22 protein-coding genes are annotated in these 24,808 nt (G+C 61.0%); 11 read left to right on the top strand and 11 right to left on the bottom strand.

Going from position 1 to position 24,808, the window contains the following annotated elements; all coding sequences use genetic code 11:
- Positions 1 to 315: 315 nt before the first annotated feature.
- From ATI14_RS04465 to ATI14_RS04445, 5 genes are all read right to left on the bottom strand, one after another.
- Positions 316 to 1,476: a gamma-butyrobetaine dioxygenase gene (locus tag ATI14_RS04465; RefSeq protein WP_031320174.1), complete on the bottom strand. Its 1,161-nt coding sequence runs from the start codon at positions 1,474 to 1,476 to the stop codon at positions 316 to 318.
- A gap of 15 nt (positions 1,477 to 1,491) precedes the next feature.
- A complete protein-coding gene (locus tag ATI14_RS04460; RefSeq protein ID WP_031320172.1) occupies positions 1,492 to 1,968 on the bottom strand; it encodes a thioesterase family protein in 477 nt (158 codons plus the stop codon).
- Between the two features lie 106 nt (positions 1,969 to 2,074).
- Entirely contained in the window at positions 2,075 to 3,040 is a 966-nt protein-coding gene (locus tag ATI14_RS04455; RefSeq protein ID WP_016972873.1) for an L-carnitine dehydrogenase, read from the bottom strand.
- Positions 3,041 to 3,151: 111 nt separating this feature from the next.
- Complete coding sequence (gene cdhC, locus ATI14_RS04450; protein ID WP_016972872.1) at positions 3,152 to 4,039, bottom strand: 3-dehydrocarnitine:acetyl-CoA trimethylamine transferase CdhC; 888 nt, start codon at positions 4,037 to 4,039, stop codon at positions 3,152 to 3,154.
- 79 nt (positions 4,040 to 4,118) lie between these two features.
- Positions 4,119 to 5,063: a choline ABC transporter substrate-binding protein gene (locus ATI14_RS04445; RefSeq protein WP_016972871.1), complete on the bottom strand. Its 945-nt coding sequence runs from the start codon at positions 5,061 to 5,063 to the stop codon at positions 4,119 to 4,121.
- A 193-nt stretch (positions 5,064 to 5,256) separates the two neighbouring features.
- Between ATI14_RS04445 and ATI14_RS04440 the strand changes: the two genes are divergently transcribed.
- Positions 5,257 to 6,201 (top strand): GlxA family transcriptional regulator, encoded by a 945-nt coding sequence (locus ATI14_RS04440; RefSeq protein WP_017253917.1) that lies wholly within the window; start codon positions 5,257 to 5,259, stop codon positions 6,199 to 6,201.
- Positions 6,202 to 6,269: 68 nt separating this feature from the next.
- Positions 6,270 to 7,445: an AAA family ATPase gene (locus tag ATI14_RS04435; protein WP_016972869.1), complete on the top strand. Its 1,176-nt coding sequence runs from the start codon at positions 6,270 to 6,272 to the stop codon at positions 7,443 to 7,445.
- Between the two features lie 129 nt (positions 7,446 to 7,574).
- On the opposite strand, the gene ATI14_RS04430 is transcribed toward ATI14_RS04435, so the two are convergent.
- Together ATI14_RS04430 and ATI14_RS04425 are read right to left on the bottom strand one after the other, a co-directional pair.
- Positions 7,575 to 7,991: a DUF3010 family protein gene (locus tag ATI14_RS04430; protein WP_016972868.1), complete on the bottom strand. Its 417-nt coding sequence runs from the start codon at positions 7,989 to 7,991 to the stop codon at positions 7,575 to 7,577.
- Between the two features lie 41 nt (positions 7,992 to 8,032).
- Positions 8,033 to 8,434: a lysozyme inhibitor LprI family protein gene (locus tag ATI14_RS04425; protein WP_016972867.1), complete on the bottom strand. Its 402-nt coding sequence runs from the start codon at positions 8,432 to 8,434 to the stop codon at positions 8,033 to 8,035.
- A 220-nt stretch (positions 8,435 to 8,654) separates the two neighbouring features.
- On the opposite strand from ATI14_RS04425, the gene ATI14_RS04420 reads away from it, so the two are divergent.
- The 6 genes from ATI14_RS04420 (at position 8,655) to etfB (ending at position 16,417) form a co-directional block, all read left to right on the top strand.
- Complete coding sequence (locus tag ATI14_RS04420; RefSeq protein ID WP_016972866.1) at positions 8,655 to 9,632, top strand: dipeptidase; 978 nt, start codon at positions 8,655 to 8,657, stop codon at positions 9,630 to 9,632.
- A gap of 70 nt (positions 9,633 to 9,702) precedes the next feature.
- Positions 9,703 to 10,233: a DUF5943 domain-containing protein gene (locus ATI14_RS04415; RefSeq protein WP_016972865.1), complete on the top strand. Its 531-nt coding sequence runs from the start codon at positions 9,703 to 9,705 to the stop codon at positions 10,231 to 10,233.
- 15 nt (positions 10,234 to 10,248) lie between these two features.
- Complete coding sequence (gene dgcA / locus ATI14_RS04410) at positions 10,249 to 12,309, top strand: dimethylglycine demethylation protein DgcA (protein WP_017256151.1); 2,061 nt, start codon at positions 10,249 to 10,251, stop codon at positions 12,307 to 12,309.
- A gap of 163 nt (positions 12,310 to 12,472) precedes the next feature.
- On the top strand, positions 12,473 to 14,416 hold the full coding sequence (gene dgcB / locus ATI14_RS04400) for a dimethylglycine demethylation protein DgcB (RefSeq protein WP_016972864.1): 1,944 nt from the start codon (positions 12,473 to 12,475) through the stop codon (positions 14,414 to 14,416).
- On the top strand, positions 14,416 to 15,636 hold the full coding sequence (gene etfA / locus ATI14_RS04395; RefSeq protein WP_016972863.1) for an electron transfer flavoprotein subunit alpha: 1,221 nt from the start codon (positions 14,416 to 14,418) through the stop codon (positions 15,634 to 15,636). The genes dgcB and etfA overlap by 1 nt, the downstream gene beginning before the upstream one ends.
- Before the next feature lie 10 nt (positions 15,637 to 15,646).
- Positions 15,647 to 16,417, top strand: coding sequence for an electron transfer flavoprotein subunit beta (etfB, locus tag ATI14_RS04390; RefSeq protein ID WP_016972862.1), 771 nt, complete (start codon positions 15,647 to 15,649; stop codon positions 16,415 to 16,417).
- An 876-nt stretch (positions 16,418 to 17,293) separates the two neighbouring features.
- Here the strand turns inward: etfB and gbcA are convergent.
- Positions 17,294 to 18,589, bottom strand: a complete 1,296-nt coding sequence (gene gbcA, locus ATI14_RS04385) for a glycine-betaine demethylase subunit GbcA (protein WP_016972861.1) — start codon at positions 18,587 to 18,589, stop codon at positions 17,294 to 17,296.
- A 283-nt stretch (positions 18,590 to 18,872) separates the two neighbouring features.
- Between gbcA and gbcB the strand changes: the two genes are divergently transcribed.
- Complete coding sequence (gbcB, locus tag ATI14_RS04375; RefSeq protein WP_016972860.1) at positions 18,873 to 19,973, top strand: glycine-betaine demethylase subunit GbcB; 1,101 nt, start codon at positions 18,873 to 18,875, stop codon at positions 19,971 to 19,973.
- 459 nt (positions 19,974 to 20,432) lie between these two features.
- On the opposite strand, the gene ATI14_RS04370 is transcribed toward gbcB, so the two are convergent.
- From ATI14_RS04370 to ATI14_RS04360, 3 genes are all read right to left on the bottom strand, one after another.
- A complete protein-coding gene (locus tag ATI14_RS04370) occupies positions 20,433 to 20,966 on the bottom strand; it encodes an REP-associated tyrosine transposase (protein ID WP_080520144.1) in 534 nt (177 codons plus the stop codon).
- Between the two features lie 92 nt (positions 20,967 to 21,058).
- Positions 21,059 to 21,259: a hypothetical protein gene (locus ATI14_RS04365; protein WP_016972858.1), complete on the bottom strand. Its 201-nt coding sequence runs from the start codon at positions 21,257 to 21,259 to the stop codon at positions 21,059 to 21,061.
- Positions 21,260 to 21,432: 173 nt separating this feature from the next.
- On the bottom strand, positions 21,433 to 22,473 hold the full coding sequence (locus ATI14_RS04360) for a threonine aldolase family protein (protein WP_016972857.1): 1,041 nt from the start codon (positions 22,471 to 22,473) through the stop codon (positions 21,433 to 21,435).
- A 90-nt stretch (positions 22,474 to 22,563) separates the two neighbouring features.
- Between ATI14_RS04360 and ATI14_RS04355 the strand changes: the two genes are divergently transcribed.
- Together ATI14_RS04355 and glyA are read left to right on the top strand one after the other, a co-directional pair.
- A complete protein-coding gene (locus ATI14_RS04355; protein ID WP_031320170.1) occupies positions 22,564 to 23,292 on the top strand; it encodes a TraX family protein in 729 nt (242 codons plus the stop codon).
- A 249-nt stretch (positions 23,293 to 23,541) separates the two neighbouring features.
- Complete coding sequence (gene glyA, locus ATI14_RS04350) at positions 23,542 to 24,795, top strand: serine hydroxymethyltransferase (RefSeq protein WP_016972855.1); 1,254 nt, start codon at positions 23,542 to 23,544, stop codon at positions 24,793 to 24,795.
- Positions 24,796 to 24,808: the final 13 nt, after the last annotated feature.

Raw genomic sequence — 24,808 nt, 5'->3', positions numbered from 1 at the left:
GGTAGGCCATCTGCCAGTGGGCAAGGGCAGAATCCGTGAATGGCTCGGATGGCTATGAGCAGGTCGTTTTCGGGGCATTTACCGACAGAAGTAACAGGCACACTGAATGCCAGCAAACAGCTTGAAGGTTTGGTCACCCTCGAGATGTCACGCTCACACCAAGCGCTCTGCCCCGGTCTCGTCACGGCTTGATCGGGGCTTTTTTTGGCTGGGTTTTGTGGTGTTGTTATCGGCCTCATCGCAGGCAAGCCAGCTCCCACCTTTAACTGTGTTCACAAGTCAAACTGTGGGAGCTGGCTTGCCTGCGATAGCGATCTAACGCTGCAACACCAATATCCTGGACAACAACTCATCCCGGTCGATGTAGCAACCCTGAAAATGCCGCGCCCCCGACGCCGGGTCAAACGCATTGCGCGCATGCAAAGTGCGCCGGTTATCAAAGCACCACAACTCCCCCGGGTTCAGACGTTTGACCACACGGAAACGATCCTCCCGCGTCATCGCAATAAACCGCCGGTATGCCCGATACAGCAACGGCATCTGTTCCACGCTGGCGTCGAACGGCCCGCGCAGGAAGTTCGCCATGCGAATCTCCGCCACGTCGCCCAAGGCATCCAGCGCGATGATCGGTGCGAGCCGGCGGTAGTCGCTGTGACGGTCCTTATTGCGAAACTCCACCGGAATCTCACACAGCGCACGAAACGCCTCGGGGTCTTCCGCGCGCAAGGCCTGGGCGATGGCAAACCCGTCGACGAAAATGCTTTCGCCACCGTTGGCATCGTTCACCAGACAATGCAGAAATTGCAGGCCCGGTTGCAGCTCGCGGGTGGGCAAATCAGTGTGCAGTGGCAGGTTGAAAGCGGTGTAGGCATTGCTGTCGGCATCGGCTTTGGACTGCACGTTGAACAGCACGCCGAAGTTACTTTCGCGGATAAACGAAATGCGTTTGGCGATCAGCGCCAAAGAGCCCGGCTCGGTGGGCACGCCACGGATTTGTGTGAGGCCGCTGTCACGCAGGGCCAGCAGCCATTGCAGCAACGTCTCGGGGTCTTGCATCACGGCGGCGTAGTCGAAAACCGGCAGCGAGAAGGTATGGTTCCACAGCACGGATTTGGGCTTCGCCGCGCGGCGTTCAGCGCGTGACTCATCATCGTAGGCGTGGGCGCGCAGCCAGCCCGGATCAAACCGGCTGTTGTGGCCGCCGCGCCATTGCACTTGGAGGAAACCGCCGTCGATGTGCGCACTGAGGGCGCCGAGGTGTTCCTCTACATCGACGATTTCCAGCACCTGTTCGCGGGTCACGCTGTACACGCACTCCGCACAGGGGCAGTTGTCGCGCAGCCACTGGTGATGAAACGGACTGGCCCGCCCGTCGGCCCAATGCACAAGGATCTGATCCTCCAGCACTCGCGCATCCGCGAGGTCGCTGATTTTTGGGTAAGTACGAAAATCGGCAACAGCGGCGGCGTTTTGCATGGTGGCTCCTTGTTTTTATTTTTTGGGTGGCAATCCGATTACTCGGCCAAGCAGGGCAGGACGCGGCAGGTTGGCCTGTTCGGCGCTGATGGCCGTGAGTTTTTCCAGCGTCGCCTCGGTGAACGGCGCCGAGTGCGGGCCGGCGAGGTCGACGTGCAGCAGCATCTGTTCGTTGCCCGCCAGTTCCTTCTCGTCGCCCACGAGGTGCAGGCTGTGATAGAGGTGCAGGCGCTTGGCGTCATGGGCGATGAGTTGGGTGTGCACCTCCACCTCGGCGCCGAGTTTCACTTCGTGCAGGTAGTTCAAGTGCAGTTCCAGGGTGAACAGCGAGTGGCCGCTGGCTTCGCGGTTTTCACTGGTAAGCCCCAGGGTGTCCATCAGCGCGTCGGTGGCGTAGCTGAAGATCAGCAGGTAGAACGCGTCGCGCAGGTGGCCGTTGTAGTCCACCCAGTCGGGGAGAATTTTTGTGGTGTAAGTCGTCAATGCAGGCATGACATAAATCTCGGACAAGTACTCGGTCAAATGTGGGAGCTGGCTTGCCTGCGATAGCGGTGCTGAATTCAACACCGCTATCGCAGGCAAGCCAGCTCCCACAGGGTTATTCGGCGAAGCTCATACCGTGTTTTTCCTTGGTGGTTTTCACCGCCTCCAACACCGCCAGCAGGCAATCATCACGATAGCGCTCCAGCGCCGAAATGCTGTGTTTGCCCAGCTGGTCGCTGGTGCCCTCCACCACATCGTCAATCAATTTGTCGGTCAGCTCCGGCGCCGGCAAATACGTCCATGGCAATTGCAGTGCCGGGCCGAATTGCGCCATGAAGTGCCGCATGCCGGCATCGCCACCGGCCAGGGTATAGGTCAGGAAAGTGCCCATGAACGACCAACGCAAACCGGCACCAAAACGAATGGCGTCATCGATTTCGCCGGTGGTTGCCACGCCGTCATTCACCAGATGCAGCGCCTCGCGCCACAGTGCTTCCAGCAGGCGGTCGGCGATAAAACCCGGGACTTCCTTGCGCACGTGCAGCGGGCGCATGCCGAGGGATTCATACACCTTGATCGCCGCCTGGATCGCTTCCGGTGCAGTGTTTTTGCCACCCACCACTTCCACCAGCGGCAGCAAGTAAACCGGGTTGAACGGGTGGCCGACCACGCAGCGTTCCGGGTGGGTCGAGCCTTCGTAGAATTCGCTCGGCAACAGGCCCGAGGTGCTCGAACCAATCAACGCATTCGGCTTGGCCGCCGCGCTGATTTTGCTGTGCAAGTCCAATTTGAGTTCCAGGCGCTCCGGGGCGCTTTCCTGGATGAAATCGGCATCTTTCACGCATTCTTCGATGGTGGCGACAAAACGCAGGCGGTCCTGGGACGCGCCAGGCGCCAAGCCTTGTTTCTCCAGGGCACCCCAGGCATTGGCGACGCGTTTGCGCAGGGCGGCTTCAGCGCCGGGCGCAGGGTCCCAGGCCACTACATCCAGGCCATGGGCGAGTGCGCGCGACACCCAGCCGCTGCCGATGACACCGCTGCCGAGGGCGGCGAAGGTTTTGATTTCGGTGATAAAGCTCATGGGCGACAGTCCTGAAAAGTTCGGTGATTCAATGTGGGACCTGGCTTGCTGTGGCGAGGGAGCTTGCTCCCTCGCCACAGAGCCCGCTTCCACGGGGGTGTGGTGTCTGGTTCAGCCGCGCTTGGTCAGGCCCATCTTCACGCGGCCTTCGGCCGGGGTCATGACCCGCGCCCCCAAGCGGCTGAGGATTTCACTGGCGCGTTCCACCAACTGGCCGTTGGTGGCAAGCACGCCCTTGTCCAGCCACAGGTTGTCTTCCAGGCCGACCCGCACGTTGCCGCCCAGCAGCACCGCTTGCGCGGCCATCGGCATTTGCATGCGGCCGATGCCGAAGCCCGCCCACACCGCGTCGGCCGGCAGGTTGTCGACCATGGCCTTCATGGTGGTGGTGTCGGCCGGGGCGCCCCACGGGATGCCCAGGCACAGCTGGAACAGCGGGTTGTCGAGCAGGCCTTCCTTGATCATCTGCTTGGCGAACCACAGGTGACCGGTATCGAAGATTTCCAGCTCGGCCTTCACGCCCAGCTCTTGAATGCGCTTGGCGCCCGCACGCAGTTGCGCCGGGGTGGACACGTAAATGGTGTCGCCGTCGCCGAAGTTCAGGGTGCCGCAGTCCAGGGTGCAGATTTCAGGCAGCAGCTCTTCCACGTGGGCCAGGCGGGTCAGCGGGCCCACCAGGTCGGTATTGGGGCCGAACTCCATCGGGTTCTCGCCGCCGCCGATCTCCAGGTCTCCGCCCATGCCGGCGGTGAGGTTGACGATGATGTCGATGTCGGCCTCGCGGATGCGCTCCATCACTTCGCGGTACAGGGCCACGTCGCGGCTGAATTTGCCGGTTTGCGGATCACGCACATGGCAATGCACGACGGTGGCGCCAGCCTTGGCGGCCTCCACGGCGGCGGCGGCGATTTGTTTGGGAGTGACCGGCACGTGGGGGCTTTTGCTGGTCGTGTCGCCAGCACCGGTGAGTGCGCAGGTGATGATGACGTCGTGATTCATGAGGCAGGTTCCTTACAGGCGGGCGTAGTGGTGCCGTGCGCAGCCAAAAGGCGGCTGCGACACGGTGATTCGAATCAGGTTATTTGCTGGTCAATTGCAGGTTGGCCGCAGCCGGTTTGCCGTCAAAGGTGGTCACGCCTTCCAGCCAGCGGGCCTGGTCTTGGGGGTGATCCTTGAGCCACTGTTTGGCGGACTCGATGGCGTCCTTGTGGTCCAGCAACGGCTGCATCATCCGGCTCTCGTCGGCGGCGGTGAAGGTCAGGTTGGTCAGCAGTTTGTTCACGTTGGGGCACTGTTCGGCGTAGGTCGGCGACGTCACGCTCCACACCGTGGCCATGCCTTCGTTCGGGCCCAGGGCGTCGTCGCTGCCGGTGAGGTAGGTCATGGCGACGTTGACGTTCATCGGGTGCGGCGCCCAGCCGAAGAACACCACAGCCTCTTTGCGACGCACGGCGCGGTCGACCGCGGCGAGCATGCCGGCTTCACTGGATTCAACCAGCTGGAACTTGCCCAGGCCGAACTGGTTCTTGGCGATCATCGCCTTGATCTGGGTGTTGGCGCCCGAGCCCGGTTCGATGCCGTAGATCTTGCCGCCCAACTCTTTTTCAAACTTGGCGATGTCAGCAAAGGTCTTCAGCCCCTTGTCCGCCAGGTAAGTCGGCACGGCGAGGGTGGCGCGCGCGTCTTCCAGGCTCGGTTTGTCGAGGACTTTGACCTGCTTGGCGTCGACGAACGGCGTGATGGTCTGGGTCATCAGCGGGTTCCAGTAGCCCAGGAACAGGTCCAGGCGTTGGTCGCGGATGCCGGCGAAGATGATTTGCTGGGAGGCGCTGGTTTGTTTGGTCTTGTAGCCGAGGCCGTCGAGCAACACTTGGGTCATGGCGCTGGTGGCGATTACGTCGGTCCAGTTCACCACGCCCATGCGCACGTTCCGGCAGGATTCTGCGTCGGCCGCGAATACGCTGGTGCTCAAGATGGCGCTGGCGCTGAGTGCAAGCACGCAGCGGCTGATCAGTCGGTTCATGGTGGATCCCTCGGCAGGTCGTTATTGTGGGGTCCGGCGTCTTTGTGCGCCGTGGCATCAAGTTACGCAGCTTGAGGGCCCATAAAACGCACGGCGGCGACCGACTCTTGCACTGCAGCGACCTGCCCCCTTGAATCCACTCCAGAACGGGAGTATCACAGTGCCACGCTGCCCGCACGACGAGAGCGCCACCATGTCCCAGGATTTCTACTTTTTGCTGATGCCGGGGTTTTCGGCCATCGGTTTTATCTCCGCGCTGGAACCCTTGCGGGTGGCCAACCGCTTTCGCGGCGAGCTGTACCGCTGGCATGTGTTGAGCGCCGACGGCGGCGCGGTACTGGCGAGCAATGGCATGTCGGTCAACGCCGATGCTGCGCTGGAACCGCTGAAAAAGGGCGCGACGCTGATGGTGGTCGCAGGCTTCGAGCCCTTGAAGTTCGCCACGCCCGCCTTGGAACACTGGCTGCGCCGCCTCGACCACGACGGTGTGACCCTCGGCGCCATCGACACCGGGGCCTGCGTGCTGGCCGAAGCCGGCTTGCTCGATGGGCACCGCCTTACGCTGCACTGGGAAGCCATTGATGCCTTCAAGGAATCCTATCCGCAGCTCACCGTGACCCAGGAACTGTTCGAGATCGACCGCCGCCGCATCACCTGCGCCGGTGGCACGGCGTCCATCGACCTGATGCTCGACCTGATCGCCCAGTCCCACGGCCCGGAGCTGGCGATCCAGGTGTCCGAACAATTCGTGCTCGGCCGCATCCGCCCGCGCAAAGACCACCAGCGCATGCAGATCGCCACGCGCTACGGCATCAATAACAAGAAGCTGGTGCAGGTGATTGGCGAGATGGAGCAGCACACCGAGCCGCCGCTGAGCACCCTGGCGCTCGCCGAGGCGATCAAGGTGACGCGCCGCCAACTGGAGCGGCTGTTTCGCCTGCATCTGAATGACACCCCGAGCAACTTCTACCTCGGCCTGCGCCTGGAAAAAGCCCGGCAGCTTTTGCGTCAAAGCGGCATGAGTGTGCTGGAAGTGAGTATTGCGTGCGGGTTTGAGTCGCCGTCTTACTTCACCCGCAGCTATAGGGCGCGGTTTGCCAAGTGCCCGCGGGAGGATCGGCGACGGGAGGTGGTGTGACGGACAATTATAGTTAATTATACTCGAGGCTATAAATTATAGTTCTCTCAATAATTGAGTATAAAACCATGTCCAAGCACAGCGGCTTTGTGTTCCGCCGCCCCACTCTGGCCAGCAGCATTGCCGACGGTCTGGTGGGGGGCGGTCTTCAGGATTTCACCTCTGGCCTGTTTCTCGCGGCGCCGCGTCGCACGGGCAAAAGTACTTTTTTGCGTGAAGACCTTATTCCGGAATGTCAGCTTCGAGGCTGGCTGACGGTGTATGTCGACCTGTGGGCCGACAAAGACAAAGATCCGGCAGAGTTGATTGCCAGTGCCATTGCCGCCGCACTGGCGCCCTATGAAAAGGGCATTCGCAAGCTGGCCAAAAACCTTGGGGTGGAGAAACTGAGCTTTTTGCGGACCCTGTCCTGGGACTTCAGCAAACCGCAATTGCCTGTTGGCGCAACCTTGACCCAGGCGCTGGAGTTGCTGCACCACGCGGCGGAAAAACCCGTGGTGCTGGTGATTGATGAGGCGCAACACGCGCTGACCAGCGACTCCGGCATCAATGCCATGTTCGCGCTGAAGGCCGCGCGGGATCAGCTCAACCAAGGGCGTGACGAAGAGGGCAGCGGTTTGCATCTGGTGTTTACCGGTTCCAACCGCGACAAACTGGCCCACTTGGTACTGGGCAAGAGCCAGCCGTTCTTTGGCTCCAGCATCACGCCGTTTCCGCTGTTGGGCAAAGCGTTCACCCAGGCCTACACCGTCCACCTCAACGCGCACCTGGCCCAGACCAACCAGTTCAATGCGGCCGACATCGACGAAGCCTTTGAACTGGTGGGGCACCGCCCGGAAATGCTGCGCACCATTATTGGGGAAGTGGCGTTGGAGCTGGGCGAGGCGAGCAACCTGGGCCAACTGCTGCACAGCCGCGCCGAGTTACTGCGCGCTGGCGTGTGGACTGAATTCGAAAGCGCCTGGAACAACCTCACCGTCCCCCAGCGCGCCGTGCTGGAAGTGATGGTGGAGCGTTCGCAAAACAACGAGCCGTTCGCGCCATTTACCGATAGCACCCTGGCGGCGGTCAGCAAGGCGCTGGAAGAGATGGGCAGCGACGTGGTGCCGGGCACCCAGACGATTCAGGCCTGCATTGATGCACTGCGTGACAAGGAGCTGGTGTGGAAGTCGAGCAGAGGTGGTTATGCGCTGGAGGACAAGACGTTTGGTGATTGGCTGCAGCACAAGCGCCAAAACACCTGACCAAGGGACAACTCAAATCAAATGTGGGAGCTGGCTTGCCTGCGATGGCGGTGGGTCGGCGCGATAGATGTCAACTGACGTACCGCTATCGCAGGCAAGCTAGCTCCCACAGTGGATAGGTGGCGTGGTTTATTTTTTCAGCAGGGCCGAACACGCCGCTTTATAAGCTTCGTGCTGGTACTTGTTCAGCGTCGCCGGCAGCTCAAGGTTGTGCTTCTTGTTCTGCGCATTGATGGTCTGCGGCGACAGCAGCGTCACCTCCACACCTTCCAGCAACTGAAACACCCCTTCAATCTTGAACGTGGTCGGGCCGCCGGCAAATTCGCCTTTTTTGCTGCGCTTCTTGATGGCGATACGGGTAATGGCATTTGCCTGCACAAAAGCCTTCACCTGGGCGGCGAAGGCTTTGACGTTGGCCGCCTCATCGTCGTTTTCCAGGGCGATTTTTCTGGTGGCCAGGGCGACGTGGGCCAGCGCCCCGTTGTTCAGCGAGGCCACGGCGATGATGGCTTCGCTGCCTTTGATTTCGATGCCACAAATGGTCATGGGTAGCCTTGGTTCAGAGAAAAAGTGGCGGAGATTGTCGCTTATTCCTGGCCGATCGACTCCAAAAACTCCGACCGCTCATCACTCATCCGCGCCAGGCAGTCGTTCTGCTGGATCGCGTACTGCTTGCTGCCGTTTACCGCCGGGAAGGTGTCCACGGCGCAATCGGCGTCGCGCAGTTTTTCCCACTTTTGCTGGGCATCCTTCAGACGAGCGGTAATGTCGGCCAGTTGCGACTTGTTGCTGGCATAGGTTGAACCCATGCGTTCGAGCAGGCCTTGGTAGTTATCCTTGAGCAATTGCTCGGCGGTGGTTTTGTTGTAGGTGGCGCATTCCAGGGTTTGCTTGTCGTTTTCGATGCCATCGCAGGGCGTGCTGTCGGTGTCTTCAGCCGCGTGTGCGGTGGTTGCGATGAGTGCCAAAGCCAGGAAAATCGATTTCATTGCGCCGTCTCATATCAGGTGATGGCGCAAATTCTGGCTCAAGCGTGGGACAAAGAACAGCCGCGAGTGGGAGATGTCATGTAGGCCTTTGTCGCGGATTGACGCTTTCGGCAATTCCCCTGTCGTTTTTGCACCCGGCTCTGTCGGCCCCTGGGCATATGCTGGCCCCAAAGCGCCGGCAGACGATTCGGCGCATGAATCGCCAATAAGGGGACGCCTGATGAGCCCAGCCGAACTGCACGCCGACAGCATCGTTATCGACGGGCTGATTATTGCCAAGTGGAACCGCGACCTGTTCGAAGACATGCGCAAAGGCGGCCTCACTGCCGCCAACTGCACTGTGTCGGTGTGGGAAGGCTTCCAGGCCACCATCAATAACATCGTGGCCAGCCAGACCCTGATCCGTGAAAACAGCGACCTGGTGATCCCGGTGAAAACCACCGCCGACATCCGCAAGGCCAAGGAGCAGGGCAAAACCGGGATCATCTTCGGCTTCCAGAACGCCCACGCGTTTGAAGACCAACTGGGCTACGTGGAGATCTTCAAGCAGCTCGGCGTCGGTGTGGTGCAGATGTGCTACAACACCCAGAACCTGGTCGGCACCGGCTGCTACGAGCGCGATGGCGGCCTGTCGGGCTTTGGCCGTGAGGTGGTGGGCGAAATGAACCGTGTCGGCATCATGTGCGACCTGTCCCACGTGGGCTCCAAAACGTCCGAAGAAGTCATCCTCGAATCGAAAAAGCCAGTGTGCTACTCCCACTGCCTGCCGTCCGGCCTTAAAGAGCACCCGCGCAACAAGTCCGATGAAGAACTCAAGTTCATCGCCGACCACGGCGGCTTTGTCGGCGTGACCATGTTTGCGCCGTTCCTGGCCAAGGGCATCGATTCGACCATCGACGACTACGCCGAAGCCATCGAATACACCATGAACATCGTCGGCGAAGACGCCATCGGCATCGGCACCGACTTCACCCAGGGCCATGGCCAGGATTTCTTCGAAATGCTGACCCATGACAAAGGCTACGCCCGCCGCCTGACCAGCTTCGGCAAGATCATCAACCCGCTGGGCATCCGCACCGTGGGCGAGTTCCCCAACCTCACCGAGACCCTGCTCAAGCGCGGCCACAGCGAGCGCGTGGTGCGCAAGATCATGGGCGAGAACTGGGTCAACGTCCTGAAGGACGTCTGGGGCGAGTAAGCCGCCACTTCTTTTCCCCCGACAGTCCTCGTCGGGGGCACTACTTAGAATTTTCTGGAGTTAAGTTTCCATGGCCAAGATCGCCCCGCAATTGCCTATCGAAGTCGACAGCGAAACCGGTGTCTGGACCTCCGACGCCCTGCCGATGCTGTACGTGCCGCGCCATTTCTTCGTCAATAACCACATCGGTATCGAAGAAGTGCTGGGCGCCGATGCCTACGCCGAAATCCTCTACAAGGCCGGCTACAAATCCGCCTGGCACTGGTGTGAAAAAGAAGCCGAATGCCACGGCCTGGAAGGCGTTGCGGTGTTCGAGCACTACATGAAGCGCCTGTCGCAACGCGGCTGGGGCCTGTTCAAGATCCAGGACATCGACCTGGACAAAGGCACCGCCAGCGTCAAGCTGGAACACTCGGCGTTCGTCTATGTATACGGCAAGGTCGGGCGCAAAGTGGACTACATGTTCACCGGCTGGTTTGCCGGCGCCATGGACCAGATCCTGCAAGCGCGCGGCAGCAAAATCCGCACTGTGGCCGAACAAGTCTACGGAGGCTCCGAAGAGGGCCACGATGACGGCCTGTTCACCGTCAAGCCGTTGTAAGCCGAGGACCGTGCCATGGCTTTCGAAGCAATGTTCCAGCCGATCCAGATCGGCAAACTGACCATCCGCAACCGCGTGCTCAGCACGGCCCACGCCGAGGTGTATGCCACCGACGGCGGCATGACCACTGACCGCTATGTGAAGTACTACGAAGAGAAAGCCAAGGGCGGTATCGGCCTGGCGATTTGCGGCGGCTCCTCGGTGGTGGCCATCGACAGCCCGCAGGAATGGTGGAGTTCGGTGAACCTGTCCACCGACCGCATCATCCCGCACTTCCAGAACCTGGCTGACGCCATGCACAAGCATGGTGCCAAGATCATGATCCAGATTACCCACATGGGCCGCCGCTCGCGTTGGGACGGCTTCAACTGGCCGACCCTGATGTCGCCGTCCGGCGTGCGTGAGCCGGTCCACCGTGCCACCTGCAAAACCATCGAGCCGGAGGAAATCTGGCGCGTGATCGGCAACTACGCCCAGGCTGCACGCCGTGCCAAGGCCGGTGGCCTGGATGGCGTGGAACTGTCGGCCGTGCACCAGCACATGATCGACCAGTTCTGGAGCCCGCGGGTCAACAAGCGTACTGATGAATGGGGCGGCACCTTTGAAGGCCGTATGAAGTTCGGCCTGGAAGTGCTCAAGGCCGTGCGCGCCGAAGTGGGTGATGACTTCTGCGTGGGCATGCGCCTGTGCGGTGACGAATTCCACCCGGACGGCCTGTCCCACGAGGACATGAAGCAGATCGCCAAGTACTACGACGACACCGGCATGCTCGATTTCATCGGCGTGGTCGGCTCGGGGTGTGACACGCACAACACCCTGGCCAACGTTATCCCCAACATGAGTTATCCACCGGAACCATTCCTGCACTTGGCCGCCGGTATCAAGGAAGTGGTCAAGGTGCCGGTGCTGCACGCGCAGAACATCAAGGACCCGAACCAGGCCACGCGGATTCTGGAAGGCGGTTATGTGGACATGGTCGGCATGACCCGTGCCCACATCGCCGACCCGCACCTGATCGCCAAGATCAAGATGGGCCAGATCGACCAGATCAAACAATGCGTCGGCGCCAACTACTGCATCGACCGCCAGTACCAGGGGCTGGATGTGCTGTGCATCCAGAACGCCGCGACCTCCCGTGAATACATGGGCGTGCCGCACATCATCGAAAAATCCACCGGGCCAAAACGCAAAGTCGTGGTGGTGGGGGCCGGCCCGGCCGGGATGGAAGCGGCGCGCGTCGCTGCCGAGCGCGGCCACGACGTGACCCTGTTCGAGAAAAAAGAATTTATTGGCGGGCAGATCACCACAGCGTCCAAGGCGCCGCAGCGTGACCAGATCGCGGGGATCACGCGCTGGTTCCAGCTGGAACTGGCGCGCCTGAAAGTCGACCTGCGCCTGGGCGTGGCGGCTGATGCCGACACTATTTTGGACTTGCGCCCGGACGTGGTGGTACTGGCGGTCGGTGGCACCCCGAATGTGGAGCAGAACGAACACTGGGGCGCAGCCGAAGGTTTGGTCGTCAGCAGTTGGGATGTGCTCGACGGCAAAGTGGCGCCGGGCAAGAACGTGCTGGTCTACGACACCATCTGCGAGTTCACCGGCATGTCGGTGGCCGATTTCCTCGCGGACAAAGGCAGCCAGGTCGAGATTGTCACTGACGACATCAAGCCAGGCGTGGCCATCGGCGGTACGTCGTTCCCCACCTACTACCGCAGCATGTATCCCAAAGAAGTGATCATGACCGGCGACATGATGCTGGAAAAGGTCTACCGCGAAGGCGACAAGCTGGTGGCGGTGCTGGAGAACGAATACACCGGCGCGAAAGAGGAACGGGTGGTGGACCAGGTGGTCGTCGAGAACGGCGTGCGCCCGGACGAAGCCATTTACTACGCCCTCAAGGAAGGCTCGCGCAACAAGGGCCAGATCGACGTCGAAGCCCTGTTCGCGATCAAGCCGCAACCGTGCCTGAGCGAGGCGGGTGACGGGTATTTGCTGTTCCGCATCGGTGACTGTGTGGCGCAGCGCAATACTCACGCTGCGATCTATGACGCCCTGCGCCTGTGCAAGGATTTCTGACGGCTTGTGGAGAACCCTGTGGGAGCGGGCTTGCCCGCGATAGCGGTGGTTCAGTAGACATCTTTGTTGACTGACACACTGCAATCGCGGGCAAGCCCGCTCCCACAGGAATTGAGCAAGGCATCTCGACCTGCAAGACCTCGAGGTCTTTGGGAGCTTCACCATGCTGAACACCCTTCTTCCGATTCTCTTGTTCGCCGCCCTGGGCCTTGCCGTCCTCGGCGCCCTGCGCCGGGTGAACATGTGGCGCCGTGGCCGCGCGTCTGAGGTCGACTTGCTGGGCGGCCTTTTGGCCATGCCCAAGCGCTACATGGTTGACCTGCACCATGTGGTCGCCCGCGACAAATACATTGCCAACACCCACGTCGCCACGGCACTCGGCTTTGTGCTGTCGGCGCTGCTCGCGATTCTGGTGCACGGTTTCGGCCTGCATAACCGCATTCTCGGCTACGCGCTGCTGCTGGCGTCGGTGCTGATGTTTGTCGGCGCTACCTTCGTGTACCTGCGCCGTCGCAACCCGCCGTCACGCCTGTCCAAAGGCCCGTGGATGCGCCTGCCGAAAAGCCTGATGGCGTTCTCGGTGAGCTTCTTCCTGGTCACTTTGCCGGTGGCCGGGATTCTGCCGGCGGACTTCGGCGGCTGGTTGCTCGCCGCATTGCTGAGCGTGGGCGTGTTGTGGGGCGTGTCCGAAATGTTCTTCGGCATGACCTGGGGCGGCCCGATGAAACACGCCTTCGCCGGCGCCCTGCACCTGGCCTGGCACCGCCGTGCCGAGCGCTTCGGCGGTGGCCGTTCCACCGGTTTGAAGCCGCTGGACCTCAGCGATAAAACCGCGCCGCTGGGCGTGGAAAAACCCAAGGATTTCACCTGGAACCAACTGCTCGGTTTTGACGCCTGCGTGCAGTGCGGCAAATGCGAAGCCGCGTGCCCAGCGTTCGCCGCCGGCCAGCCGCTGAACCCGAAAAAACTCATCCAGGACATGGTCGTGGGCCTGGCCGGTGGCACCGACGCCAGGTTCGCCGGCAGCCCCTATCCCGGCAAACCGGTGGGCGAACACGGCGGCAACCCGCACCAGCCGATCGTCAACGGCCTGGTGGATGCCGAAACCCTCTGGTCGTGCACCACCTGCCGCGCCTGCGTGGAAGAGTGCCCGATGATGATTGAGCACGTGGACGCCATCGTCGACATGCGCCGCCACCTCACCCTGGAAAAAGGCGCTACGCCGAACAAGGGCGCCGAAGTCCTGGAAAACCTGATCGCCACCGACAACCCCGGCGGCTTTGCACCGGGTGGCCGGTTGAACTGGGCGGCGGATCTGAACCTGCCGTTGCTCAGCGAAAAAGGCAGCACCGACGTGCTGTTCTGGGTCGGCGACGGCGCCTTCGACATGCGCAACCAGCGCACCCTGCGCGCATTCGTCAAAGTGCTGAAGGCGGCCAAGGTTGATTTCGCAGTACTCGGCCTGGAAGAACGCGACAGCGGCGACGTCGCCCGCCGTCTTGGCGATGAGGCGACGTTCCAGCTGCTGGCCACGCGCAATATCCAGACCCTGGAAAAGTACTGCTTCAAACGCATCGTCACCTGCGACCCGCACAGCTTCCATGTGCTGAAAAACGAGTACGGCGCCTTCAACGGCAACTACCTTGTGCAGCACCACAGCACTTTCATGGCCGAACTGATCGGCGAAGGCGCGTTGAACCTCGGCCAGCACAAGGGCAACAGCGTGACCTATCACGACCCGTGCTACCTGGGCCGCTACAACGGCGAGTACGAGGCGCCGCGTCAGGTACTGCGTGCGCTGGGTATCGAGGTCAAGGAGATGCAACGCTCGGGCTTCCGTTCACGCTGCTGCGGCGGCGGTGGCGGCGCGCCGATCACTGACATTCCCGGCAAGCAACGGATCCCGGACATGCGCATGGAAGACATCCGCGAAACCGGCGCCGAGCTGGTGGCCGTAGGTTGTCCACAGTGCACGGCGATGCTCGAAGGTGTGGTTGAGCCGCGCCCGCTGATCAAGGACATCGCCGAATTGGTCGCCGACGCGTTGCTGGAAGACGCCGCACCGGTCAAAGCCCCGTTAAAACGTCAACCTGCGCAGGTGCACTGATGAGCGACATTATCCGCCGCGACCCCCGGGCCGAATGGATCGCCCGTAACCGCCTGCACCCGCTGCACGCGGCGATGCAGCCGGTACAACACAGCTGGATGGGGCCCAACGGTGTCATCCGCAAAAATGTGCATGGCGTGGGTTTTATCGGCCCCAACGGCATCAAGCGTATCGATCGCAGCGGTGCCCAGCAGGGCGGTGCGGCCAAGCGCACGGCGGCGGTGGAAGTGCAGTTGCCGTTGCACCAGGTGCCAGCGCCTGCGTTCTACATCAACGTGGTGCCGGACATGGTCGGCGGCCGCCTGAGCAGCCACGACCGCGACTTGCTCGGCCTGGCGCGGCAGTTGGCCGGCAGCGACGGCGCCGTGCTGGCGGTGGTGTTTGGCGAACACAAGGAAAGCGCGTTTGCCACAGCCGGTGTTGATCGCCTGCTGGTGTTGGAAGGCCACGCATTCGACGGTTATTCACCGGAGCAACGTGTCCAGGGCCTGCGGGCTGTGGATAACCAGTTCAATCCGCGTCACTGGCTGCTGCCCGACAGCCGCAGCGGTGGCGGAGAACTGGGGAGGCGTTTTGCTGCGAGCCTCAAGGAACGCCCGGCCACGCGGGTGTGGCAGATCAAGGGTAACGAGTGCATTGGCCGCGCCGGTGCGGGCCAGGAAGACCTGGCCCGGCCGCTGCCTCGCCTGATTCTCGCGGCCGCCGAATGTGCCGATCCCGTCAGTGACACTCGCCATGAAGTGCTGCCGGTGGAGTTATCCACACCCCTGGCGCGCAGCCTGCCACGCATCGAAGACCTCGGCGCGGTGGCCGTGGACCCGGCCGCCATTCCGATGGCCGAAGCCGAATTCATTTTCTCTGGCGGCAACGGCGTGAAGGACTGGGCACTGTTTCACCAGACCGCCGCTGCACTGGGCGCCACCGAAGGCGCTTCGCGGGTGGCGGTGGACGACGGCTTTATGGCGCGTGATCGCCAGGTCGGCGCCAGCGGCACCTGGGTCACGGCGCGGGTGTATGTGGCCGTGGGGATTTCCGGCGCTATCCAGCACCTGCAAGGCATTGGTGCCTGCGACAAGGTGGTGGCGATCAACCTGGACCCGGGTTGCGACATGATCAAGCGTGCCGACCTGTCGGTGATCGGCGAAAGCGCCGCAATCCTGCACGCCTTGATCGCGGCGGTAGAGGCTTACCGCAACGGCGCCAATCGCGATGCAGCTTAAGGATATGGCCATGACCACGAATGTAATCAGCCTGGTGTCCATCGGCGCCCACCCCACCTCAGGGCGCCCGCGCCGTGCCGAGCAGGACGCGCGCGCTGTGGAACTGGGCCTGCAGATGGCTGGGGATAAGTTGCAAGTGCTGCACGCGGGCAACGTCCATGAGCCGACCCTGCGCAGTTATCTGGGCATGGGTTTGCCGCAATTGCAGGTGCTGGAACAGCCTGCAGGCAGCGACGCCTTGCCGGTGCTCAGTGACTATTTACGCGATGCCGACGCCCAGGTGGTGCTCACCGGCAGCCAGGCGGAAACCGGCGAAGGCTCGGGCATGCTGCCGTTTTTGCTGGCCGAACAATTGGGCTGGCCTCTGATCGTAGGGCTGGCGCACGTGGAGTCCATCGACGGCGGCGTGGCCCATGTGCTGCAAGCCTTGCCCCGTGGCCAGCGGCGGCGCCTTAAAGTGCGGCTGCCGTTTCTGGCCACGGTGGATAACGCCGCACCCAAACCTCGGCAAAGCGCCTACGGCCCTGCGCAACGTGGCGAGCTGGCAGCCCATGAGGTCGAGGTGGAGGAGGACGAGTTATTCACAGGCGCGGTGTTGCAACCGGCCAAGCCTCGTCCCAAGCGCCTCAAGGTGATCAAGGCCAAGAGCGGTGCGGACCGGATGAAGGCCGCAACCGCCAAGGCCAGTGGCGGCGGTGGGCAGGTGCTGAAGGGGCTCACTCCTGAAGCTGGCGCCGAGGCCATTCTCAAATTATTGATAGAGGAAGGCGTCGTCCGCTAATTCGCTGTGGGAGCTGGCTTGCCTGCGATAGCATCACCTCGACTTCCCCCAAGACCGAGTTGCCTGCATCGCGGGCAAGCCCGGCTCCCACAAATATGCCAGCTCTCATGTTGAATCGTGCAAGCCTCTGAGGGATTACCCACAATCCCTGTTGATCCGCCTGTGGATAACCTGTTCGCGCTTGTCCATACCCCCTGTGAATCAAGCCCTCCAGCCCTCTGTACGAAAAACGACCAGGCTAACTGACGGTTTTTCCTGGGTTTTCTCACTGAATAACTTTGAGCGCTTGTACAGACTTGCCCCCAAAGTCTGTTGGCGCTTCTGTGGATAAGATGTTCGCTATCGGCTGCAGGCCACGTAGACAAAGGCTTTCAGTGGGTTGGTTGAAATATGATCAATTCAAGACTTTATTCGATGAAAACCGCCGAATCTCCCCGGTTTATGAAGCTTTGAGGCGGTTTTCCACAGCACCGTGAAAGTTGCCCCCAAAGTCTGTTGGTGCTTCTGTGGATAAGGTGTTCGCGTACCGCTACAGGCCACGTTTTATATGGCTTTAAAAGGTTTGATCAATAAATGATCAAGCATGATCGAGAGCATGAACTTTGAATAAGTCATGGATTTTCTTCAACTAATTTGAAGAGCAAAGCGCACTTGCCCACAATTGCTGTGGGTGGCTTTGTGGATAAGTTGTTGGGTAAAGGCTGGAGTGCTTGCTGCTTCAGGGCTGCAGGAGGGTTGATCAGATTATGAGCAATGTGGAGAAAAAAATGTGGGAGCTGGCTTGTCGAATCGTCGCACCGCTGCGATGTCGGCAGTGAATTCACCGCCGCTATCGCAGGCAAGCCAGCTCCCACAGTTTGGTCTGTGGTGTGTCAGTTACTCGTGCACCGCCACACCCTTGAGGTATGGCGCAGGCGCAGCGCCCAGGTTGCTCAGCATGCGTTCGCTGTACCAGTCCACAAAGTTCACCACGCCGAACTCATAGGTCTTGGAGTACGGACCCGGTTGGTAGGCAGTGGAGTTGATCCCGCGCTGGTTCTCTTCGGCCAGGCGACGGTCCTGGTCGTTGGTGGCGTCCCACACTTCACGCATGCGCGCCGGGTCGTAATCCACGCCTTCCACGGCGTCCTTGTGCACGATCCACTTGGTGGTGACCATGGTTTCCTGGGCGCTGATCGGCCACACGGTGAACACGATGATGTGGTCGCCCATGCAGTGGTTCCAGGAGTGCGGCAGGTGCAGGATGCGCATCGAGCCCAGGTCCGGGTTCTTGATGCGGCCCATCAGCTTGGCGCAGCCTTGTTTGCCGTCCATGGTCATCGACACGGTGCCCTTGAGCAGCGGCATGCGCACGATGCGGTTGCGCAGGCCGAAGCTGGCGTGGGCGTAAGGGATCTTCTCGGCATCCCAGGCAGCGGCAGAGGCGGCTACATGGTCCTTGAAGGCCTGGTCGGCGCGCGGATCGGTGACGTCGTCCCATTCCAGCAGGGTTTTCAGCAGTTCCGGGTGCGACGCGTTGCAGTGGTAGCACTCGCGGTTGTTTTCCAGCACCAGCTTCCAGTTGGCTTTTTCCATCAAGGTGGTTTGCACCGCCACCTTGGTGTTTTCCATGTCGTACGGTTCCATGTAGTGGGTGAGCGTCGACAGGAAGTCGTCAATGGCCGGCGGGTTCTCCGACAGGCTGATGAAGATGTAGCCGCCGGCGGTCTTCACATTCACCGGTTTCAGGCCGTATTGCTTCATGTCGAAGTCGGCGCCCATCTCGGTGCCGGCGAACAGCAGGCGACCGTCCAGCTCGTAGGTCCACTGGTGGTAGTGACACACGAGTTTGGCGACCTTGCCCTTGTCGCTGGTGCACAGGCGCGAACCACGGTGGCGGCAGACGTTGTGGAACGCGTGCACCACGCCTTCGGCGCCACGGATCACAATGATCGGGTTCTTGCCCACCTGCAGGGTCAGGTAGTTGCCCTTGGTGGGAATCTCGCAAGTCATGCCGGCGATCAACCACTCTTTCTGGAAGATCTCCTGCATGTCGATATCAAACAGCCGCTCATCAGAGTAAAACGGCTGCGGCAGCGAAAAGGTGCGCTCGCGTTCTTGCAGCATTTGCGCGGTGGCCTTGCGTGCGGGTTCCAGCGGATCGCCCAAGCTTAAGGTTGCGGTGACGTCCATCGTGTGTGTCCTCATGGCCATTCTGTGTGGCCGGCGAATAGTGGCTACGGTTGGTGCTTTGCAAGGCGTAAAGAAAACGTCGTTGTCTGAGGCGAGTGTGGGGCCGCCGACTGCCAGAACCTTGTCCATTAGCGACATGGCCCACTCTGATCCCGACGCGCAACCCTAGGTCGTTGGGGGCTGGTCGCGGTAAGTATGTGAATGTCGCAGATAGGTAAATGGGTGGTTCTGCCGTTACGCAGAATCGCCACCATCAGGCCGACGCACGGCTACGGAGAACAACATGTCCAATAATTTCCTGAATCCGGTAACCACCCAGACCTGGGCCAATGGCCGGCACATTGTCCGTTGCGTCAAAGTCATCCAGGAAACCTGGGATGTGCGCACCTTCTGCTTTATGGCCGACCAGCCGATCCTGTTCTTTTTCAAGCCGGGGCAATTCGTCACCCTTGAGCTGGAGATCGAAGGCCAGCCGATCATGCGCTCGTACACCATTTCCAGCTCGCCATCGGTGCCTTACAGCTTCTCGGTGACCATCAAGCGCGTACCTGGCGGGCGTGTGTCCAACTGGCTGCACGACACGCTTCATGAAGGGCAAGAGTTGGCGGTGCACGGGCCGGTGGGGTTGTTTAACGCCATCGATTTCCCGAGCCCGAAAGTGCTGTACCTCAGCGGCGGTGTGGGGATCACACCCGTCATGTCCATGGCGCGCTGGTTCTACGACACCAACGCCAATGTGGACATGACATTTATCCACAGCGCCCGCTCGCCCAAAGACATCATTTATCACCGCGAGCTGGAACACATGGCGTCGCGGATCGATAACTTCAGCCTGCACCTGATCTGTGAAAAGCACGGCCTGGGCGAACCCTGGGCAGGGTATCGCGGTTACCTGAACCACAAGATGCTCGAACTGATGGTGCCGGACTTCCTCGAGCGCGAAGTGTTCTGCTGCGGGCCTACGCCCTACATGAACGCGGTGAAGCGCCTGCTGGAAGTGGCGGGTTTCGACATGTCGCGGTACCACGAAGAGTCCTTCGGCGCCACGCCGCCGGAAGCCCGGGCGGACGCGGTGGAGCAAGCCGAACAGGCGGCCGAAGCGCCGGAGATCGACCTGGCGGATCTGCATCAGGTGGAATTCATTGCTTCGGGTAAAAGCATCCGCGTGGCGCCGGGAGAAACCGTGCACGCCGCGGCCGCCAAACTGGGCTTGCTGATCCCGAAAGCCTGCGGCATGGGCATTTGCGGTACGTGCAAAGTGATGAAGCTGGGTGGCGAAGTCGAGATGGACCATAACGGCGGGATCACCGAGGAAGACGAGGCCGAGGGTTACATCCTGTCATGCTGCAGCGTGCCGAAAGGCGACGTGCGCATCGAATTCTAGCCCAGGCTTGATCGTTCCCACGCTCTGCGTGGGAATGCCTCCCGGGACGCTCCGCGTTCCGCTTTCACGCAGGACCTATGCCTTGCGCGCGTTGTGACGCAGAGCGTCACGGGCTGCATGCCCACGCAGAGTGTGGGAACGATCGGTTCGGCATTGCTCGTTCCCAAGCTCCGCGTGGGAATGCCTCCCGGGACGCTCCGCGTTCCGCTTTCACGCAGGACCGGTGCCTTGCGCGCGTTGTGACGCAGAGCGTCACGGGCTGCATGCCCACGCAGAGTGTGGGAACGATCGGGTCAGTGCGTTGCTCGTTCCCACGCTCCGCGTGGGAATGTCCCCGGGACGCTCCGCGTTCCGCTTTCACGCAGGACCTATGCCTTGCGTGCGTTGTGACGCAGAGCGCGGGAACGATCGGGTCGGCACTGCTCGTTCCGCCTTCACGCAGGAGTGAAGCCTTGCGCTTTAGTGCCAGCGCTGGATGTCGATCAGTCCTTCCATTCCGGCATAGTTGCGAGCGCTGGAGTAGCGCCAGTGTTCGGCCAGGTCCACGTAACCCCGTTTTACCGGGTTGTTGTGGATGTATTCGAGTTTTTGGCGCATCACTGTCTCGCTGTATACCAACTCGGCATGTGAACCCTCCTGCCACAGTTGGTAAATCCGATCCGACTTGTGCGCGCGTTTGCTGAAACGCAGGCGTTGCAACACGCGTTCCGCACCCTTGCTTTGCAAGTCATTGATGATCGTGCGCGCGGTGAAGGATTTGAATTGGCTGACGCACTTGCACAGGTCAGGCGCTTGGGCGACAAAGTGCAGGTGGTTTTCAAGAACGACATAACCGTAGAGGCTCAGCGCTTCGTGACGTTGCTGATAGCGCCAACACTCCAAAAGATGAGCAACGATGTAGTCGCGGGTAAATAGAGAAAGCCATTCCATGACGGTGCACGTCAGGAAATGCGGTTTCTCGGGTTCGGTGATGGTGTAGCGGCTTCTGCCCATAATTCATCCTTGAAATCGGGTGTGGGCGGGACGCGGAGCGTCCGGGGAGGCGTTCCCACGCAGAGCGTGGGAACGATCGGTCAGTTGAGGGGTTATTGGGCGTAGATGTGGACGACGAAATTCTGGCCTGATGCTGTCATTTCGTAGACTTTATCGTAGATCCTCAGCGTCCTTGAGGGCTCGCGGATGGTGTCGCCGACTTGTGCGTTCTGGCGAAACTCATCCCAATCAATGACCGTGGTGTTGATAGCGTCGTCGTTTTGCAGGTTGTTGCCGCTGATGACATATTCCATGGTTTGGCTCTCTATTGGATGTCCATTTCCGGCCGGTTGTTCGGCAGGCTGTCGTACCCGAAAGGGCGCCGCTGCAGCAGCGTTTTCCTTTCGGGTTCCAGGAGGCTAGACAATGAAAATGCAGCGCGCTGCTGTCAGAAATATCAAATAACAGACTCGGCGATACGCCAGTATCAGGCGCCCATCACTTCGCGAATATCCGCGGCCAATTCTCTTACGCGCTCTTCCTCGGTATCCCACGCACACATGAACCGTGCGCCACCTTTGCCGATGAAGGTGTAGAAGCGCCAGCCCTTGGCCGTCAGCGCGGCAATCGCCGGTTCCGACAGCTGTAGGAACACGCCGTTGGCTTGCACCGGGAACATCAATTCCACGCCAGGGATATCCGCCACCAGGCTGCTCAGCAATTGCGCGCAATGGTTGGCGTGGCGTGCGTGCTTGAGCCAGGCGTCGTTTTCCAGCAAGCCCACCCACGGGGCTGAAAGGAAGCGCATTTTCGACGCCAGTTGGCCCGCCTGTTTGCAGCGGTAGTCGAAGTCTTCGGCCAGCTTGTGGTTGAAGAACAGGATCGCCTCACCCACCGCCATGCCGTTTTTGGTGCCGCCAAAGCACAGCACGTCCACGCCGGCTTTCCAGGTCAGGTCGGCGGGCGAGCAGCCGAGGAATGCGCAGGCGTTGGAAAAGCGCGCGCCGTCCATGTGCAGGTTCAGGCCCAGCTCTTTGCAGGTGACGCTGATCGCGCGGATTTCATCCGGGGTGTACACGCTGCCGACTTCCGTGGCCTGGGTCAGGGTGACCACGCGCGGTTTCGGGTAGTGGATGTCCTGGCGCTTGAGGGCGATCTCGCGGATTGATTCCGGCGTCAGCTTGCCGTTCTCGGTGCGGGCGGTAAGCAGTTTGGAGCCGTTGGAGAAAAACTCCGGGGCGCCGCATTCGTCGGTCTCGACGTGGGCGGTTTCCGAGCAAATCACGCTATGGTAGCTCTGGCACAACGAAGACAGCGCCAGGGAGTTGGCGGCGGTGCCGTTGAAGGCGAAGAACACTTCGCAGTCGGTTTCGAACAGGTTGCGGAAACCGTCGGCGGCGCGGTGGGTCCACTCATCATCGCCATAGGCGCGTTGATGACCCTGGTTGGCTTGTTCCATGGCGGCCCAGGCTTCCGGGCAAATGCCGGAATAGTTGTCGCTGGCGAATTGTTGGCTCTTGTCGGTCATGGCCCATTCCTGTGGTCGATGTTGGTGCGCACTGTAACCAAGATTGTCGCGGGTGCGCACGCACTGTAAATGCAAAGTCACTGGGGAATTATGCACGGTACTGAAACGATGCCTGCGGGACGCGTCCGGGATGGCGCTCTGGATTTGCTCAAGTGGCTGGCGCTGCTGTGCATGGTGCTGGACCACCTGCGCTATGTCGGGTTGAGCCTGGATGGGCTGTATGTGCCGGGGCGTCTGGCGTTCCCGTGGTTTTGCCTGGCGATTGCAGCGAATTTGCACCGCACACGAAATGCACCCGTGACCGGTCAGTGGCGCTACCTGGGGTGGCTGTTGCTGTTCAGCGTGATCAGCGAAGTGCCGTACCGCCTGTTTATCGACGATGCCGATACGTTGAACGTGCTGCCGACCCTGGCGCTGGGCCTGCTGGTTGCCCGAGGATGGCAGCAGAAGGCGCTTTTTGATCGAGGATTGGCGCTGATTGCCGTCACGATTGCCGGCGTGTTTTCCGCGCATCTGATGTTCGGGTTTTTTGGTGTGTTGTTACCGCTGGCGATGCTGCTGGTGTTTTGTCGGGGGTGGTATTTCAGCGTATTGCCGGGGGTGGTCTGCCTCGCCGCCAACCAATGGCAGATTCTGCTCAATAGCGGCACGCCAGTTGCGTTTATGGGGTTGGCCGCATGCCTGATCGCGCCTTTGGGCGGATTGGTCTTGTTGCGACATGCCAAAAACGCCTCGCCACCGGCCATGCGTCGCTGGGCCTATACCCTCTATCCCCTGCATTTCCTGCTGCTGCTACTCGTCCGCCAATTCATCGCCTGACCCCTGTGGGAGCTGGCTCGTGTGGGAGCTGGCTTGCCTGCGATGCAGGCACCTCGGTCTCTCAGCCAAACGGTGGTGATGCCATCGCAGGCAAGCCAGCTCCCACATTTGATCTACGTCGCTCAATGAATGTCGTAAACGCACCTTTGCGTGGCGTGCGCAGGCATTTGACCTGTCTGCACCAGCCCTACCATCGCATCAAAGGGCCCTGCGAGGGCCTCAACAATACGAAAGGCTGGGAGAGACGCGATGTTCAGCAAACAAGACCAGATTCAGGGATATGACGACGCACTGCTGGCGGCCATGAATGCCGAAGAGCAGCGTCAGGAAGATCATATCGAGCTGATCGCGTCAGAGAACTACACCAGCAAACGTGTGATGGAAGCCCAGGGCAGCGGCCTCACCAACAAATATGCCGAAGGCTATCCAGGTAAGCGCTACTACGGTGGCTGCGAGCATGTGGACAAAGTGGAAGCCCTGGCCATCGAACGCGCCAAGCAACTGTTCGGTGCCGATTACGCCAACGTGCAGCCGCACTCCGGTTCGTCCGCCAACAGCGCCGTGTACCTGGCTCTGATCAATGCGGGCGACACCATCTTGGGCATGAGCCTGGCCCACGGTGGTCACCTGACCCACGGCGCCAAAGTGTCGTCCTCGGGCAAGCTGTACAACGCGGTGCAGTACGGCATCAACACCGACACTGGCCTGATCGACTACGACGACGTCGAGCGCCTGGCGGTGGAGCACAAGCCGAAAATGATCGTGGCCGGTTTTTCCGCCTACTCCAAGACCCTGGATTTCCCGCGTTTTCGCGCGATCGCCGACAAAGTGGGCGCGCTGCTGTTCGTCGACATGGCCCATGTCGCCGGCCTGGTAGCCGCTGGCCTGTACCCGAACCCGCTGCCGTATGCCGATGTGGTCACCACCACCACCCACAAGACCCTGCGCGGTCCACGGGGCGGCTTGATCCTGGCCAAGTCCAACGAAGAGATTGAAAAGAAACTCAACGCTGCCGTGTTCCCGGGCGCCCAGGGCGGCCCGCTGATGCACGTCATCGCCGGCAAGGCCGTGTGCTTCAAGGAAGCGCTGGAGCCTGGCTTCAAGGCTTATCAGCAACAAGTGATCGACAACGCCCAGGCCATGGCGGAAGTCTTCATCAAGCGCGGCTATGACGTGGTGTCTGGCGGCACCGACAACCACCTGTTCCTGGTCAGCCTGATCCGTCAGGGCCTCACCGGCAAAGAGGCGGACGCCGCCCTCGGTCGTGCCCATATCACCGTGAACAAGAACGCCGTGCCGAATGACCCGCAGTCGCCGTTCGTGACCTCGGGCCTGCGCATCGGCACCCCGGCGGTGACCACGCGTGGTTTCAAAGTGCCGCAATGCGTCGAACTGGCCGGCTGGATCTGCGACATCCTCGACAACCTCGGCGACGCCGATGTCGAGGCCAACGTGGCCAAGCACGTGTCTGCCCTGTGCGCTGATTTCCCGGTTTATCGCTGAGCGCGGTTTTGGA

The sequence above is a fragment of the Pseudomonas tolaasii NCPPB 2192 genome, assembly GCF_002813445.1.
Taxonomy (GTDB): domain Bacteria; phylum Pseudomonadota; class Gammaproteobacteria; order Pseudomonadales; family Pseudomonadaceae; genus Aquipseudomonas; species Aquipseudomonas tolaasii.
Note: the sequence above shows the minus strand (reverse complement) of the source record. Positions and strands in the feature narration are given on the sequence as shown.